This window comes from Streptomyces sp. NPDC053513, from assembly GCF_044544765.1.
Lineage (GTDB): Bacteria > Actinomycetota > Actinomycetes > Streptomycetales > Streptomycetaceae > Streptomyces > Streptomyces litmocidini.
This window is the reverse complement of sequence record NZ_JBITXP010000003.1, coordinates 193187-209047: the sequence shown is the minus strand read 5'-3', so window position 1 is coordinate 209047 and position 15861 is coordinate 193187. Positions and strand designations below refer to the sequence as shown.

16 protein-coding genes are annotated in these 15861 nt (G+C 72.9%); 9 read left to right on the top strand and 7 right to left on the bottom strand.

The genetic code is table 11. From position 1 onward, the window contains the following. Positions 1-40 precede the first annotated feature (40 nt). The 4 genes from ACIGW4_RS06635 to ACIGW4_RS06620 form a co-directional block, all read right to left on the bottom strand. Positions 41-1120, bottom strand: a complete 1080-nt coding sequence (locus tag ACIGW4_RS06635) for a low specificity L-threonine aldolase (protein WP_123458661.1) — start codon at positions 1118-1120, stop codon at positions 41-43. Beyond that, positions 1117-1878 carry an SDR family oxidoreductase gene (locus tag ACIGW4_RS06630; protein WP_123458947.1) on the bottom strand — a complete coding sequence of 254 codons (762 nt, stop codon included), beginning with the start codon at positions 1876-1878 and terminating at the stop codon, positions 1117-1119. Before ACIGW4_RS06630 ends, ACIGW4_RS06635 begins: the two co-directional genes overlap by 4 nt. 35 nt (positions 1879-1913) lie before the next feature. Further along, positions 1914-3320 carry a DUF6421 family protein gene (locus ACIGW4_RS06625; RefSeq protein ID WP_398710970.1) on the bottom strand — a complete coding sequence of 469 codons (1407 nt, stop codon included), beginning with the start codon at positions 3318-3320 and terminating at the stop codon, positions 1914-1916. Positions 3321-3477: 157 nt separating this feature from the next. Further along, positions 3478-4029, bottom strand: a complete 552-nt coding sequence (locus ACIGW4_RS06620) for a GNAT family N-acetyltransferase (protein WP_123458663.1) — start codon at positions 4027-4029, stop codon at positions 3478-3480. Positions 4030-4199: 170 nt separating this feature from the next. On the opposite strand from ACIGW4_RS06620, the gene ACIGW4_RS06615 reads away from it, so the two are divergent. From ACIGW4_RS06615 to ACIGW4_RS06600, 4 genes are all read left to right on the top strand, one after another. Further along, positions 4200-4856: a DUF5134 domain-containing protein gene (locus tag ACIGW4_RS06615; protein WP_398710971.1), complete on the top strand. Its 657-nt coding sequence runs from the start codon at positions 4200-4202 to the stop codon at positions 4854-4856. Positions 4857-4982: 126 nt separating this feature from the next. After that, on the top strand, positions 4983-5918 hold the full coding sequence (locus tag ACIGW4_RS06610; protein WP_123458665.1) for a M56 family metallopeptidase: 936 nt from the start codon (positions 4983-4985) through the stop codon (positions 5916-5918). A gap of 99 nt (positions 5919-6017) precedes the next feature. Continuing rightward, entirely contained in the window at positions 6018-6713 is a 696-nt protein-coding gene (locus tag ACIGW4_RS06605) for a phosphatase PAP2 family protein (RefSeq protein ID WP_399578844.1), read from the top strand. Between the two features lie 129 nt (positions 6714-6842). Next, a complete protein-coding gene (locus ACIGW4_RS06600) occupies positions 6843-7514 on the top strand; it encodes a TetR/AcrR family transcriptional regulator (protein ID WP_123458667.1) in 672 nt (223 codons plus the stop codon). On the opposite strand, the gene ACIGW4_RS06595 is transcribed toward ACIGW4_RS06600, so the two are convergent. Further along, positions 7493-9031, bottom strand: coding sequence for an LVIVD repeat-containing protein (locus tag ACIGW4_RS06595; protein WP_123458668.1), 1539 nt, complete (start codon positions 9029-9031; stop codon positions 7493-7495). The two genes, ACIGW4_RS06600 and ACIGW4_RS06595, sit on opposite strands and share 22 nt — an antisense overlap. 179 nt (positions 9032-9210) lie before the next feature. On the opposite strand from ACIGW4_RS06595, the gene ACIGW4_RS06590 reads away from it, so the two are divergent. Further along, the gene (locus ACIGW4_RS06590) at positions 9211-9858 is read left to right on the top strand and encodes a DUF305 domain-containing protein (protein WP_398711060.1); all 648 of its coding nucleotides are present in this window, start codon (positions 9211-9213) and stop codon (positions 9856-9858) included. 111 nt (positions 9859-9969) lie between these two features. On the opposite strand, the gene ACIGW4_RS06585 is transcribed toward ACIGW4_RS06590, so the two are convergent. After that, positions 9970-10323 (bottom strand): ArsR/SmtB family transcription factor, encoded by a 354-nt coding sequence (locus tag ACIGW4_RS06585; protein WP_398710973.1) that lies wholly within the window; start codon positions 10321-10323, stop codon positions 9970-9972. A gap of 123 nt (positions 10324-10446) precedes the next feature. On the opposite strand from ACIGW4_RS06585, the gene ACIGW4_RS06580 reads away from it, so the two are divergent. Then, positions 10447-11526: an NADH:flavin oxidoreductase/NADH oxidase gene (locus tag ACIGW4_RS06580; RefSeq protein ID WP_123458671.1), complete on the top strand. Its 1080-nt coding sequence runs from the start codon at positions 10447-10449 to the stop codon at positions 11524-11526. Between the two features lie 97 nt (positions 11527-11623). Next, positions 11624-12706 carry an exo-alpha-sialidase gene (locus ACIGW4_RS06575; protein WP_123458672.1) on the top strand — a complete coding sequence of 361 codons (1083 nt, stop codon included), beginning with the start codon at positions 11624-11626 and terminating at the stop codon, positions 12704-12706. 149 nt (positions 12707-12855) lie between these two features. Here the strand turns inward: ACIGW4_RS06575 and ACIGW4_RS06570 are convergent, their stop codons facing one another. Then, a complete protein-coding gene (locus tag ACIGW4_RS06570) occupies positions 12856-13533 on the bottom strand; it encodes a uracil-DNA glycosylase (protein WP_399578841.1) in 678 nt (225 codons plus the stop codon). Between the two features lie 89 nt (positions 13534-13622). Between ACIGW4_RS06570 and ACIGW4_RS06565 the strand changes: the two genes are divergently transcribed. Both ACIGW4_RS06565 and ACIGW4_RS06560 read left to right on the top strand, forming a co-directional pair. Next, positions 13623-14618 (top strand): N-acetylglucosamine kinase, encoded by a 996-nt coding sequence (locus tag ACIGW4_RS06565; protein WP_399578839.1) that lies wholly within the window; start codon positions 13623-13625, stop codon positions 14616-14618. Positions 14619-14831: 213 nt separating this feature from the next. Beyond that, the gene (locus ACIGW4_RS06560; protein WP_123458675.1) at positions 14832-15755 is read left to right on the top strand and encodes a sirohydrochlorin chelatase; all 924 of its coding nucleotides are present in this window, start codon (positions 14832-14834) and stop codon (positions 15753-15755) included. Positions 15756-15861: the final 106 nt, after the last annotated feature.

Below are 15861 nucleotides of genomic sequence, written 5' to 3'. Positions count from 1 at the left end.
CAATGACTTTCCGTCCGGCCGCATCTTTATGCAGACCTGGTCAGCGGGCCAGCTCTTCCTTCAGCGCCTGGAGGAAGGCGTCCACGTCGTCCTCCGTGGTGTCGAAGGAGCACATCCAGCGGACGTCGCCGGCGGCCTCGTCCCAGAAGTAGAAGCGGAAGCGTTCCTGCAGGCGTCGCGTCACCTCCTGCGGGAGGCGGGCGAAGACCGCGTTGGCCTGCACCGGGTAGAGGATCTCCACCCCGTCGAGCTCGCGCACCCCGGCGGCGAGGCGCTGGGCCATCCCGTTGGCGTGGCGGGCGTTGCGCAGCCACAGGTCCTTCGAGAGGAGGGCCTCCAGCTGCACCGACACGAAGCGCATCTTCGAGGCGAGCTGCATCGACAGCTTGCGCAGGTGCTTCATGTGGCTGACCGCGTCGGGGTTGAGCACGACGACGGCCTCGCCGAAGAGCATGCCGTTCTTCGTGCCGCCGTACGAGATCACGTCCACGCCGACCGCGTTGGTGAACGCGCGCATCGGCACGTCCAGCGAGGCGGCCGCGTTGGCTATCCGGGCGCCGTCGAGGTGCACCTTCATGCCCTTGGCGTGGGCGTGCTCCACGATCGCGCGGATCTCCTCCACCGTGTAGACGGTGCCGAGCTCCGTGTTCTGGGTGATCGAGACGACCTGGGGCATGGCCCGGTGCTCGTCCTCCCAGCCCCAGGCCTGCCGGTCGATCAGCTCGGGGGTGAGCTTGCCGTCGGGGGTGGGGACGGTGAGCAGCTTGAGGCCGCCCATCCGCTCCGGCGCGCCGCCCTCGTCCACGTTGATGTGGGCGGTCTCGGCGCAGACGACGGCGCCCCAGCGGTCGGTGAGCGCCTGGAGGGCCGTCACGTTCGCCCCGGTCCCGTTGAAGACCGGGAAGGCTTCGGCGGTGGGGCCGAAGTGGCTGTGCATGATCCGCTGGAGGTGCTCGGTGTACTGGTCCTCGCCGTAGGCGACCTGGTGGCCGCCGTTGGCGAGGGCGAGGGCCGCGAGGACCTCGGGGTGGGCGCCGGCGTAGTTGTCGCTGGCGAAGCCCCGGACCGACGGGTCGTGGTGACGACGTGCGTCGGTCCTGGGGCCGAGTGCCGCGGTCACGGCTTGGGGGTCAGCCACAGACGCTGTCCATTCACTTCCTGGGCGGGCTTGTCCCAGAGCCCGGCGATCTCGTCGGCCAGGTCCTTGACGTCGGTGAAGCCCGCGAACTTCGCGTTGGGGCGTTCGGCGCGCATCGCGTCGTGCACCAATGCCTTGATCACCAGGATGGCAGCCGCCGCCTGCGGGCCCTCGTCGCCCCCCAGCTTGCGGAACGAGTCGGCCATGGCGAGGGTCCAGGCCTCGGCGGCCGCCTTGCCGGCGTTGTACGCGGCGTTGTTGGCGACCGGCTTGTGGGCGCCGGACTGGCTGATCAGGGCGTACCGGCCGCGCCCGCCGGCGCGCAGCAGCCCGTCGTGGAAGGCGAGCGAGGTGTGCTGGACCGTGCGGATCAGGAGCTTCTCCAGGAAGTCCCAGTCCTTGAGGTCGGACTCCGTGAAGGAGGGGGCGCCGCGCCAGCCGCCGACGAGGTGGACCAGGCCGTCGATCCGGCCGAACTCCTTCTCGGTCTTCGCCGCCCAGTCGCGCGTGGCGTCCAGGTCGAGGAGGTCGACGGTGTCGCCGACGACCTTGGCGCCGCCGTGCGCGTAGCGGGCGGCGTCGACAGCCTCCGCGAGGCGCGCCGGGTCGGCGTCGGAGGCGACGACCGTCGCGCCCGCCTCGGCGAGACGCAGCAGCGCCGCGCGGCCGGCGGGACCGGCCGCGCCGGCGACCGCGATGACGGCGCCGTCGAGCGGACCGCCGTTTCCGTTGCTGATCATGGGCGACGCCTCCTCCATGCTCTCGTTGAGGTCGCTCACGCGGCGGCCCGCGCGGTGCTCGGGACGTCGGCGGCGGTGATCCCCTTGGTGTCGGCGATCACGCCCTTCAGCTTCTTGGCGAGGGCCTCAAAGAACATGCTGAGCGGAAACTCGTCCGGAAGCACGTCGTCGACGAGCTTGCGGGGCGGCAGGGAGAGGTCGAGGGCGTCGGGACCCTTGGCCCACTTCGAGCCCGGGTGCGGGGCGAGGTAGGTGGAGACGAACTCGTACGCCTTGAACCAGTGGACCAGCTTCGGGCGGTCGATGCCCTCGCGGTAGAGGGTCTCGATCTCGGAGCAGAGGCGGTTGGTGACCTCGGGGGCGCGGTCCCAGTCGATCCTGAGGATGTTGTCCGTCCAGCGCACCACGTCGTTCTTGTGGAGGTACGCGAAGAGGAGCTGGCCGCCCAGACCGTCGTAGTTGCGGTTGCGGTCGCCGGTGAGCGGGAAGCGGAACATCCGGTCGAAGAGGACGGCGTACTGCACGTCACGGCCGTGCGCGTTGCCCTCGGCCTCCAGCTTCACGGCCTCCTTGAAGGCGGTGAGGTCGCAGCGGAGCTCCTCCAGGCCGTACATCCAGAACGGCTGGCGCTGCTTGATCATGAAGGGGTCGAAGGGCAGGTCACCGCGGCTGTGGGCGCGGTCGTGGACCAGGTCCCAGAGCGCGAAGGCCTGCTGGCAGCGCTGCTGGTCGCCGAGCATGACGGCGATGTCCTCGGGGAGCTTCACGCCGAGGGTCTCGACGGCGGCCTCGGTGACCTTGCGGAAGCGCGCGGCCTCGCGGTCGCAGAAGATGCCGCCCCAGGTGAAGCGCTCCGGGACCTCGCGGACGGCGACGGTCTCCGGGAAGAGGACGGCCGAGTTGGTGTCGTAGCCGGCGGTGAAGTCCTCGAAGGTGATGCCGCAGAAGCCCGGGTTGTCGTAGCGGGTGCGCTCCAGCTCGGAGAGCCACTCCGGCCAGACCATGCGGAGGACGACGGCCTCGAAGTTGCGGTCCAGGTTGCCGTTCTGCGTGTACATCGGGAAGAGCACGAGGTGCTGGAGCCCGTCGGCGCGGCCGGCGGCCGGGTGGAACTCCATGAGGGAGTCCAGGAAGTCCGGGACGGCGAAGCCGCTCGCGACCCACTTGCGCAGGTCGGCGACGAGGGCGCGGTGGTAGGCGCCGTCGTGCGGGACGAGCGGGGAGAGCTGCTCGACGGCCGCGACCAGACGGTCCACGGTCAGCTCGACGAGCGCGCGGGCGGGGGCGCCCTCGGCGTCGAAGTCGATGGAGCCGTCCGCGGACTGCCAGGGACGGATCTCCTCCACGGCATTCTTGAGCTCGGCCCAGGCCGGGTGGTCGATCACACGGGCTTCGGTGGATATCCCCCCACCGGTCACGTCCTGCACAAGAATTTCCGTCATGCCTCTTCCTCCACAGGAGAACCTTGCGTCAAGACAACGTAACCATTGACGCTTCGTTCCCACAAGGGGAGGCAAGAGAAATTATCCTGCGCGACCCCCCTGGCGGCAGAAGTTTTTCCTGTCCGCCAGGGTCGAGGCCGCCCTTCCGCCGGACGGATCAGTTCAGCGGCTTGATCAGCAGCTCGAACTCCAGGTCGTCCCGCTGGGGCAGTCCGAAGCGCTCGTCGCCGTAGGGGAAGGGGGTCGTCCGGCCGGTGCGCCGGTAGCCGCGCCGCTCGTACCAGGCGATCAGCTCCTCGCGGACGGAGATCACCGTCATGTGCATCTCCCGCACGTCCCACAGCTCGCGCACCCGGCGCTCGGCCTCCGCGATGATCTGCTTGCCCAGGCCCGCGCCCTGCAGCTCCGGACGGACCGCGAACATGCCGAAGTAGGCGGCCTCGCCCCGGTGCTCCAGCTGGCAGCAGGCGACCAGCTCGCCGTCCCGCTCCACGACCAGGAGCCGGCTGCCGGGGGCGGTGATGACCTCGGTCACGCCCTCGGGGTCGGTGCGCTGCCCCTGGAGGAGGTCCGCCTCCGTCGTCCAGCCGCCCCGGCTGGCGTCGCCCCGGTAGGCCGACTCCACGAGCGGGACGAGGGCCGGGACGTCGTCGAGGACCGCATCGCGGTAGCTGATCCGGCCGGTCTCCTGGGACGTGGCGGTGTCCATGTAACGGGGCTCCCCTCGGGCTCTGACGATCGGCGTGCGCGATCGTTCCGAGCCTAACGCGCGCCTCTTTCGCTCCCCTCGTACACCTGTGCGCGCCCGTGCGCCCGCGTGCGGCGCCGGGGAGGCGGGCATTCCTCCCTGGAGGGGCGGCGTCGAGGGGGAGGTGTGCCGTGCACGGACCGGCTCTGTCCGGGTGGCTGCTGGTCGCGCTGTGCGCGGCGACGGGTGCGTACTGCCTGCTGCGGACGCGCGTCTGCGAGGGCGAGGAGCGGCGGGCCGCGGTCGGCGAGGCGGTGATGGGGTTCGGGATGGCGGCCATGGCGCTGCCGGCCGCGGTCCTGACCCCGCCGGAGTGGGGCTGGACGGTGTACGCGGCGGTGTTCGGCGCGGCGGCGCTGCACGGCCTGCTGGCGGCCCGGCACGGCGGCCACCATCTGCACCATCTGGTGGGCTCGCTCGCCATGGTCTACATGGCGGTCGCGATGGCGGCGCCCGGCGCGGCGGGGGCGCACGCGGGGCACACGGCGGGGACGGCGGGCGGCATACCGGTGCTCACGGGCGGGCTCCTCCTCTATTACGTGGTGTACGTGCTCCGCTCGGGAGCCCGGCTCGTGCCGGTGACGGCGACCGGCGGGAGAGGCGGAGACGCGGCCCGGACGGCCGGCGGGAGCGGCACGGGCACGGCCTGGGCGCCTTCCGGGAGGGGTACGGACGCGGCCTGGGCCGCCGTCGGCGGGGGGCGCGCCTGGGCGTCCCGGCCGGAGCTGGCGCACGCCTGCCGGCTGTCGATGGCGCTCGCGATGCTCGCGATGCTGGTGACCCTGTGACGTTCCCCGGAGACCTCGTGGGATCCGGCCCGGCGGCAGCGGCTTCCGGCCAACCAAACCGTGGCGTACGTCACTTGCCGCCCGCGCCCATACCCCGGCGAGTACCGCGCTCATAGGCTGACGCCCATGTGGGTCTCCCTCGCGCTGTTCCTGCTCGGCGTCCTGACCGCCGTCGCGGCCCCCAGGCTGCTGTCCCGAGCCGACTGGGTGGAGCGAGAACCCGTGGTGGCCCTGTGGGTGTGGCAGTGCGTGGTGGCCGCGGTGCTGGTCAGCTTCGCGCTCTCCATGACGTTCAGCGCGTCCACGGCGTGGCAGGCCGTGCGGGGACACGTCTTCGCGGGCGCGCCGCACGCGGTGGTCGACGCGTACGAACTCGGCACGTCCGGGCCCTGGTCCGCGGTGCTCGCGGTGGTCCTGGCCGCCGGCGGGCTCTGGTCGGGGGCGATGCTGGGCCGGGAGATCGGCCGGGCCCGCGCCCGGCGCCGCCGGCGCCGCTGTGAGCTGCTCGTCCGCGCGCCCCTGCTGCCCGGCGAGCGTCCGGGCAGCGAGCGGCTCGTCGTCCTGGAGGGCGAGCGGGCGGACGCCTGGTGGATGGCCGGCTCCGCGCCCCAGCTGGTCATCACGACGGCGGCGCTGCGACGATTGAAGGGACGTCAGCTGGACGCGGTCCTGGCGCACGAGCAGGGCCACGCCCGGGCGCGGCACGACTGGCTGCTGCACTCCTCGGCGGCGCTGGCCGCCGGGTTCCCGGGGATCCCGGTCTTCGCGGCCTTCCGCGAGGAGATGCACCGCCTGGTGGAACTGGCCGCCGACGACGTGGCCTCGCGCCGCTTCGGGCGGCTGACGATCGCGCTCGCCCTGGTCGAACTCAACGAGGACCGGGGCGTCTTCGGCCCCGGCCCGGCGCACGACGCCGATCTGCCGCAGCGGGTGAACCGGCTGCTCACCGCGGCCCCCCGCCTCACCGCCGGGCGCCGGCTCCGGCTGACGGCGGCCGCGTCCCTGGTGCCCGTGGTCCCCGTCCTCGTGGCCTTCGTCCCGGCGCTCCGCGCACTGGGATAGCGGCCGGTGACAGCCCGCACTGCGGCCCGGGTCCCGGCGGCGACGCGCACGGGCCGTCCGAAGAACCGTGCGGAGCGGATCGTCGGGCAGGATCGGCGCATGCGCTCCTCCGCCGTGGCCTCCGGAGTCCTGGCCCTGACCCTGCTCGTGCTCGTGGCGGTGGGATGGCCCCCGCTGCTCTCCTTCGACCGTTCGGTCGCCGAGGCGCTCCATCGCAGCGCCCTCGCCCATCCGGGCTTCACCGAGGTCAACCGCGTCCTGACGGACTGGGTGTGGGACCCCTGGACGATGCGTGCCCTGGCCGCGGCCGCCGCGGTGGTGCTGTGGCGGCGGCGGGAGCGGCGGGCGGCCCTGTGGGTGGCGGGGACGAGCCTGCTGGCCGTCGGCTCCCAGCAGGCCCTCAAGGCGCTGGTGGGGCGGGAGCGGCCGCACTGGGCCGAGCCCGTCGACTCGGCGCGGTACGCCGCCTTCCCGTCGGGCCACGCGATGACGGCGACGGTCACCTGCGGGCTGCTGCTGTGGGTGCTCGCCCTGCACTGGCGGGACGAGTGGCGCGGCTGGGGCACCCTGGCGGGCGCGGCCGTCGTCTCGGTGCTCGGGGTGGGCTGGACCCGGGTCTACCTGGGCGTGCACTGGCCCTCGGACGTCCTGGAGGGCTGGCTGCTGGGCTGGTGCTGGGTGGTCGTGGCGGTGCTCACGTACCGGTGGAGCGAGCGGCGCGGAGCGGTGGGCCCCTCCCCCGGCGACGACGGTGGTGCCGGGAGCGGCGGGAGCAGAATGGGAGAAGGACGATGAAGCCGTCTGTTCTGGACGATCCCCCGTGTCGCCCAGAACAGACGGCATCCCCGTCGGCATGCCACACGGGCATGCCGACGGGATGCGCCGAGTATATTGGCCGGCAGCCAGTCAACGCAGGAGTCCAGCATGTCCCCGCGTAGCCCATCGGTCAATGAAGAGCTTCGGCGCAGGTCGCGGGAGCGGATTCTCCAGGCCACCGTGGAGCTGGTCGACGCCCACGGCTACGAGGCGACCACGCTCGGCGACATCGCGGAGCGGGCCGGTACGGCGCGGGGGCTGATCTCGTACTACTTCCCGGGCAAGCACGTGCTGCTCCAGGCGGCGGTGCACCGGCTGATGCACCTGACCCTGGAGGAGGCGCTGGAGCGGGAGCCGCGCACGGAGGACGGCCGGGAGCGGCTGGCGCGGGCGATCGACGCGATCCTGGGGCTCGCGGTGACCCGGCCCACGCTGATGCGGACCCACATGGCGGGCATCCTGCAGGCCGCCGGGTTCGTGCAGTGCGAGGAGCAGCAGCGGCTGGCCTTCCTGCTGCGGGACACGGTCGTGCGGTACGGCTCCGCGGACGTGGACACGGACTATCCGCTGCTGCGCGCCCTGCTGATGGGTGCGGTGGTGGCGGTGCTGCTGCCGGGGGCTCCGATGCCGCTGGGGCGGCTGCGGTGGGAGCTGTTCCAGCGGTACGGGCTGGACTGGGAGGCCGGAGCGCCGCCGGACGGGGGTCCGCCCGGCGGCACTCCGGCGCTCGGGCCGTCAGCCGGCCGTCACGTCGCCGGTCAGTCGTCGAGGTCGAAGTAGTCCGGCTGGGTCTGGACGTTGAGCCGGTCCATCCGGATCCGCTTCGCCGGGTCCGTACGACGGTCGGAGAGCTTCAGGACGTCGAAGCCCTTCGCGATGTCGTTCGAGTAGATGTGGCCGTTGTAGTAGTACGCGGACCACGAGCCGCCCGTCGCCATGGTGGTGGCGGACAGCGGACCGCGCTCGAAGTAGGCGATCTCCTTCGGGGCGGAGGAGTCGGTGAAGTCCCAGACGGAGACGCCGCCCTGGTACCAGGCCTGGACCATGAGGTCCTTGCCCTTGACCGGGATCAGCGAGCCGTTGTGGGCGACGCAGTTCTCGGTGTCGGCCTGGTGGCGCGGGATCTTGAAGTAGCTGCGGAAGACGAGCTTGCGCCGGTCGCCCTTGCCGACGATGTCGTAGATGCCGTCGGCGCCGCGGTTCGGGCCGACCTGGGCGTTGCAGGTGGCCGCGCCGCCGCCGCCGAGCTCGTCGGTGAAGACGACCTTGTTCGCCTTCTGGTTGAAGGTCGCGGAGTGCCAGAACGCGAAGTTGACGTTGTCCTGGACCTGGTCGATGACCCGCGGGTGCTCGGGGTCCTCGATGTCGAAGAGGATGCCGTCGCCCATGCAGGCGCCGGCCGCGAGGTTCTCGCTCGGCAGGACGGTGATGTCGTGGCAGCCGGTGGTCTTGGAGACGCCCGGGTTGGTGGGCGCGCCCGGGTTTCCGCCGCCGTCCGGGCCCTCGCCCGGGAAGAGGACGGGGAAGTTGACGACCGCGGCCTGCTCGGGCGCCTTGCGGGGCACCTTGATGACGGAGATGCCGTCGTGCGGGGGCTGGCAGTCGGGGAAGGCGGCGTTGGGCGAGTAGGAGGAGACGTAGATGTACACGTTCTTGCCCTTGGGCAGGATCGTGTGGGTGTGGGAACCGCAGTTGGTCTCGACGGCGGCGACGTACTTCGGGTTGGCGATGTCGCTGATGTCGAAGATCTTCATGCCCTCCCAGGACTCCTTGACCGAGGCGGGCTGCGTCGTGCTGGCGCACGAGTTGTCGCTCCGGGAGGAGTCGGTGGAGAGGAAGAGCAGGTTCCCGGAGACGGAGACGTCGTTCTGGGAGCCCGGGCAGAGGACCTGCGCGACGGTCTTCGGGGCCTTCGGGTCGCTGATGTCGAAGATCCGGAAGCCGTCGTAGTTGCCGGCGAAGGCGTACTTGCCCTGGAAGGCGAGGTCCGAGTTGAGGCCCTTGAGCGCGTCCTTGGGGACGTTCGCGAGGTGTTCGATGTTCTGGCTGTGGACGATCTCGTCCACGCCGGGTATCTCGCCGTTCCGGATGGCCGAGCGCGCCTCGGCGGCCTGCTGCGAGGAGACCGTGCCCTGTGCGGGGCCGGCGTCTCCGGGGTCGGGGGTGGCGACCGCGGGGCCTGCCACGAGCAGTGTGGCCAGCAGCCCGGCGGCGGCCGATGCCACACCCAGACGTCTGAACCGGGCCCGCGGGTCGCGTGTGCCGGACGTGCCATGCGGGGTACGCAACGAAGTCACTCCGTCCTCCCTGGTATCCGTTCAGCTTTGAACGGGTGCTGCACCCCGGCAGTATCTTCCGTGGCATGCGCAGATCAACAGATGGCAACACAGCCTTAATGAAGGTTTTTGATCGGCCCCTTCGAGAAAAGTGCTAGGAACGGTCACCGTCCCCGCAAGAACCCCTGGAGGTCGCGTTGTTGATCCGCCGTCAGCGTGCCGTCGTCGCCGCGGCCCTGTCCGCCGTCGCCGTACTCGCCCTGGGCGCCTGCGAGTCGGCCCCCGACCAGGGCGCGCCCCGGGCCGGGGGTTCGGCCGGCCCCGCGGTGGTGGCGCCGGGGAAACCCGGGGAGCCGGCCCGGCGGATATCCCCCGAGGAGGCCGCGCGACTGCTCCCCGACGAGAGCCCGAACGGCGCGGACTTCCGCTACGTGCAGATGATGACCGCGCACCACCGGCAGGCCCTGACGATGACGGCGCTGGTCCCGGGGCGGGCGTCCTCGCCCCGGGTGAGGAAGGTGGCCGAGCGGATCGCGGCGGCGCAGCGGCCGGAGATCGACGCGATGGAAGGTTGGCTGAAAAACAACGGTGGCCCGCGCGAACAGGGTGCCCACGACCACCACTCGATGCCGGGCATGGCGACCGAGGCCCAGTTGGAGGAGTTGCGGGACGCGAAGGGCAAGGCCTTCGACGAGCTCTTCCTGAAGCTGATGATCGCGCACCACGAGGGGGCCGTGACGATGGCCGCCGAAGTGCTGAGCGAGGGGAACAACGTCCTCGTGGAGGAGATGGCGAACGACGTGATCGCCCAGCAGACCTCGGAGATCGACCGGATGCGCTCGCTGTAGGCGCGCCTGGAGGCGGGAGGGGGCCGGACGTCAGCCGGCCCCCTTCTCGCGTTTCACCGGGTGCGGGCCGTCAGGCCGCCTTCCCCTCGCGCCCCGCCCGGGCGCGGGCCGTCAGACCGTCTCCCCCTCGCGCCCCGCCTGGGCGCCGGCGGCGGACAGGACGGAGTCGAGGAGGCCGGGGAAGAGGGCGTCGAGGTCGCTCCTGCGCAGGCAGTTGAGCTTGGTCGTGCCCTGGTACATCTGCTGGATGACGCCGCTCTCGCGGAGGACCCGGAAGTGGTGCGTGGTCGTGGACTTGGTGACCGGGAGGTCGAAGTACGAGCAGCTGAGTTCGGTCTCCTCGCGCGCCAGGTCCCGCACGATCCGCAGGCGCACGGCGTCCGAGAGGGCGTGCAGCACCTCTTCGAGGCGGATCTGGTCGCGCGCGGGGTGCTCGAGGACGCGCGGGCTGGTGGTGGTCGTCATGGCGGCGGCTCCACTTCATCCGGGATGCGCACCATTGTACGAGAGTCCTCGTAGTTTGACAGATGCCGTACTACGATGGGTATCGTACGAGCACCTTCGAGGCATCCCGAAACGGAGTCCTTCATGAGCGTCGCCCTGTTCGAGCCGTACACCCTGCGTTCCCTGACCGTGCCCAACCGGGTCTGGATGGCACCCATGTGCCAGTACTCGGCGGAGACGAGCGGACCGAACGCGGGCGTCGCCGGCGACTGGCACTTCGCCCACTACGCGGCCCGCGCCACCGGCGGCGCCGGACTGATCCTCGTCGAGGCGACCGCCGTCTCCCCCGAGGGCCGCATCAGCCCGGCCGACCTCGGCCTCTGGAACGACGCCCAGATCGAAGGACTGCGGCGCATCTCCGGCTTCCTCAAGGAGCACGGCACCGTGCCCGGCATCCAGATCGGACACGCCGGACGCAAGGCCTCCACCAACCGCCCCTGGGTGGGCCGCGGCCCGGTCGGGCCCGCCGAGGGCTGGCAGCCCGTCGGCCCCAGCCCGGTGGAGTTCGCCGAGGGCTACCCCGTGCCGACCGAACTGACCGTGGAGCGCATCCGGGAGATCACCGGGCAGTTCGCGGACGCGGCCCGGCGCGCCCTGACCGCCGGGTTCGAGGTCCTGGAGGTGCACGGCGCCCACGGCTACCTCATCGGCGAGTTCCTCTCCCCGCACAGCAACCACCGCACGGACGCCTACGGCGGCTCGTTCGAGAACCGCACCCGCCTCGCCCTGGAGGTCGTCGACGCCGTGCGCGCCGTCTGGCCCGAGGAACTTCCCCTCTTCTTCCGGATCTCCGCCACCGACTGGCTGGAGGAGCGGGGCTGGACGGCCGACGAGACCGTGCGCTTCGCCGCCCTGCTGCGCGAGCACGGCGTCGACCTCCTCGACGTCTCCAGCGGCGGCAACGGCGGACCGGCCGAGATCCCGGTGGGCCCCGGCTACCAGGTGCCCTTCGCCGCCCGCGTCAAGGCCGAGACCGGGCTGCCCGTCGCCGCCGTCGGCCTGATCACCGAGAGCGAGCAGGCCGAGAAGATCCTCGCCAACGGCGAGGCCGACGCGGTCCTCCTCGGCCGCGAACTGCTGCGCGACGCCTCCTGGCCGCGCCGCGCCGCCCGCGAGCTGGGAGCGCAGACCCACGCGCCGTCGCAGTACGCCTGGGCGATCTGACCGCCGGGCGGGCCGGGAGTGTCTCCGGGCGTCGTTGTCAGTGGCCGGGTGCAGACTGGCCCGTATCAGTGACAACGGCGTCCTGGAGGTGGCAGCCATGCCCGACGTGCTCCTCACCGTAGGCACCCGCAAGGGCCTCTTCGTCGGCCGGAGGCACGACGGACGATGGGAGTTCGACGATCCCGGCTTCCCCGCGCAGGCCGTGTACTCGGTCGCCATCGACACCCGGCGGCCCACCCCGCGTCTGCTCGCCGGCGGGGACAGCGCGCACTGGGGCCCCTCCGTCTTCCACTCCGACGACCTCGGCAGGACCTGGACCGAACCGGCCCGCCCCGCGGTGAAGTTCCCCGAGGACACGGGGGCCTCACTGGAGCGGGTCTGGCAGCTGCACCCTGCGCCGGAGCACTCCCCCGACGTCGTGTACGCGGGGACCGAGCCCGCCGCGCTCTTCCGGTCGGCGGACGGCGGCGAGTCCTTCGAGCTCGTCCGCCCGCTCTGGGAGCACCCGACCCGCTCCAAGTGGGTGCCCGGCGGGGGCGGCGAGGCCGTGCACACCGTCGTGACCGACCCGCGCGACCCCGACGCGCTGACGGTGGCGGTGTCGACGGCGGGGGTGTTCCGCTCGCGGGACGGCGGGGCCGCGTGGGCGCCCTCCAACCACGGGGTGTCCGCCGTCTTCCTGCCCGACCCGAACCCGGAGTTCGGGCAGTGCGTCCACAAGATCGCCCAGGACGCGGGCGACAAGGACCGGCTCTACCTCCAGAACCACTGGGGGGTCTTCCGCAGCGACGACGCGGGCGGGAGCTGGACCGACATCGGCTCGGGGCTCCCCTCCGACTTCGGCTTCGCGGTCGCCGCGCACCCGCACCGCCCCGACACGGCCTACGTCTTCCCGATCACCGCCGACTCCGACCGGGTTCCGGCGGGCCGCCGCTGCCGCGTCTACCGCACGACGGACGCGGGCGGGACCTGGGAGCCGCTGAGCCGGGGACTGCCCGAGGGCGACCACTACGGCACGGTGCTGCGGGACGCGCTGTGCACGGACGACGCGGACCCGGCGGGCGTCTACTTCGGCAACCGGAACGGCGAGGTGTACGCGAGCGCCGACGACGGGGACAGCTGGCAGCTCCTGGCGGAGCACCTGCCGGACGTGCTGTGCGTGCGGGCGGCGGTGATCTGACGGAGCCTCGCATTCCGTCACCGCCGGGCCGGAAGCCCTGCCCGGAGCGGGCCTGTCCCGCCGACCGGACGCCGCCCCGGTCGGCGGGACAGGCCCCGGGGTCTGATCCGAAGGGCAGGACACCCCCCAGGGCAGGCGCAAGTCCACCCCTAGGGCAGGCGCCAGTCCACCGGCTCGGCGCCCATGCCGAGGAGCAGCTCGTTCGTCCGGCTGAACGGGCGGGAGCCGAAGAAGCCCCGGTCCGCCGACATCGGGGACGGGTGCGCGGACTCGATCGCCGGCAGGTCGCCGAGGAGCGGGCGGGCGTTGCGGGCGTCGCGGCCCCAGAGGATCGACACCAGGGGCTTGCCCCGGGCGGCCAGCGCGCGGATGGCCTGCTCGGTCACCTCTTCCCAGCCCTTGCCCCGGTGGGCGGCCGGCTTGCGCGGGGCCGTGGTCAGGGCCCTGTTGAGCAGCAGGACGCCCTGCCGGGTCCACGGCGTCAGGTCGCCGTTCGACGGCCGGGGCAGACCGAGGTCGGTGTGCAGCTCCCGGAAGATGTTCTCCAGGCTGGGGGGCAGCGAGCGGACCTCGGGCGCGACCGAGAAGCTGAGCCCCATCGCCATCCCCGGGGTGGGGTAGGGATCCTGACCCACGATCAGGACCCGCACCTGGTCGAAGGGCTGCTGGAAGGCCCGCAGCACGTTCGGCCCGGAGGGCAGGTACGTCCGGCCCGCGGCGATCTCCGCCCGCAGGAAGTCGCCCATCGCGGAGACACGTCCCGCGACGGGGCTCAGGGCCTCCGCCCAGCCGGGCTCCACCAGTTCGTTCAAGGGTCGCGCTGTCACGGTCCGTCACTCTACCGGCCTACACCGACAGTGCCCCGCCTCCTAGACTGCCGAGCACCCTTCCGACTGCCCCGTGAGGACGGTGTGCCGTGGTCTCCGTGAACGAACCCGCGTCAGGTCTCGTCGTCGGCGTCGACTCCGGCGGTTCGGGGCTCCGCGTCGCGCTGGCCGAGGCGGCGAGCGGCGCCGTCCTGGAGACCTTCTCCTCCCGCGAGCCGGTGCGGACGGGACCGGACGGGATCTCCGCCGGGCACTTCCTGGAGCAGGTCCTGCCCGCCGTCGCCGCCCTCCGGGAGCGGACCGGCGCCCGGCCGGTCGCCGCCGCGGCCGTGGGCGCCGCCGGAATGGCGACCCTCGGCGACGAACTGCGGGCCGAACTGCCGCGCGCCTTCGAGGAGGCCTGGGGCGTACGCCGTCTCGCGCTCGCGGCCGACGCGGTCACCGCCTACGCCGGAGCGCTCGGACAGCGGCCGGGGGCCGTCGTCGCGGGCGGCACGGGCCTGATCGCACTCGGCACGGACCTGACGGCCTGGCGGCGGGCGGACGGCTGGGGGCACCTCCTCGGCGACTGCGGCAGCGGCGCCTGGATCGGCCGGGCCGGACTGGAGGCGGCAATGCGCGCGCACGACGGGCGGCGCGGGGGTTCGGCGCCGCTCCTGAGCCGGGCCGAGAAGCTCTTCGGGCCGGCGGCCGGACTGCCGGGCCTGCTCTATCCGCGTACGGACCGGCCCGCGGTGCTCGCCTCCTTCGCCCCCGAGGTGGGGCGCTGCGCCGCGGCGGATCCCGTGGCGGCCGGCATCCTCGCGCGGGCCGGCGCCCACATCGCCGAGGCCGCCGAGGCCGTGTGCCCGGCGGAGCCGGGCGCCCCGGTGGCCCTCACCGGCGGGCTCTTCAGGATGGGCGAGCCCCTGCTGGCGCCGCTCCGGTCCGCGCTCGGGGAGCTGCTGCCGGGCGCCCGGACGGCGGAGGCGGCGGGAGACCCGCTCGCCGGGGCGGTCGCCCTCGCCGCCGCGCTCGCCACCGGCACCCTGCGCCTGCCGGAAGACCCGTCGCTGCTCCGCCTGTTCGGCGCCGGAGCGGCGTAGGCGGGGCCGTCCGCCCAGGTGGGAGGCGGTGCGCGGGAACGGGAGGAGGCGCGCGCGGGGCGACGGGGAGAAGGAAACGGAACCGGGGCCGGGGCGGCAGCGAAAGGATGACGGAAGGGAAGCCCGGTTCGAGAGCGGACATAGGGGGACGGAAGGCACGTGACCGCACCTCAGCCAACGGCGCGACAGGTGAAACCAGTAGCATGCGGCGCCATGAGCTCCCCCACTGGGCCTGCTTCCGGCCTGCCTGTACGAATGCCTCGACCCCGCCAGTCCGGGCGGCACCGTCGCCCCGAACCCGCGGCGGCGCCCGAGGGCGCTCCCGCACTGGTTCTCGCCGTGCCCGGCGCGCCGTCCGACGCCATACGCGCGCTGGCCGAGGAGGTCGTGAGCATCGCCCGCTCCGAGCTGCCCGGCCTGGAGGCCGCGATCGGCTTCCTGGAGGGCGACGACAACGAGTTCCCCTCGCTCGCGTCCGTCCTCACGGCGGCCGCCGCGCTGCGCACCGAGCGGTACGAGCTGGCCCTGGCCGCCGGCCGCGAGGCCACCGCCCCGACGGGCCCCGCCGCGGTCGTCGTCCCGCTGCTCGCGGGCCCGGACAGCGCCCAGATGCGCCAGGTGCGCCAGGCCCTGATGGACGGCGGCAACACCGCCGAGCTGACCGAGGTCCTCGGCCCGCACCCGCTGCTCGCCGAGGCGCTGCACGTGCGCCTCTCCGAGGCCGGTCTGGCCCGCGCCGACCGCGCCCGGCTGTTCACGGTGGCGACGGCCGCCGACGGCATCATCCTGGCCACGGTCGGTGGCGAGGAGGCCGTGCAGGCCGCCGGGATCACCGGCATGCTGCTCGCCGCGCGCCTCGCCGTCCCGGTGATGGCCGCCGCCCTCGACCAGGAGGGTTCCATCGCCTCCGTGGCCGAGCAGCTGCGCGCCGCCGGTGCGGAGCAGCTGGCCCTCGCCCCGTACCTGATCGGCCCCGAGCTGGCCGACGGTCTCCTCGACGAGGCGTCGAAGGAGGCCGGGTGCGCCGCCGCCGAACCGCTGGGCGCCTACCCGGCCATCGGCAAGCTGGTGCTCTCGCAGTACACGGCCGCGCTGGGCATCGCGCCGCAGCAGCCGCAGGGCGCCCCGTCGCTCTGAGGCCCGCCGCCTGAGGCCCGCCTCGCCGTGGACCGCCTCGCCGCGGGGCCGCCTCGCTCGGAGGCCCGCCCTCCGAGGCGCCCGGCCTCGCGTCATACGGCCTCGC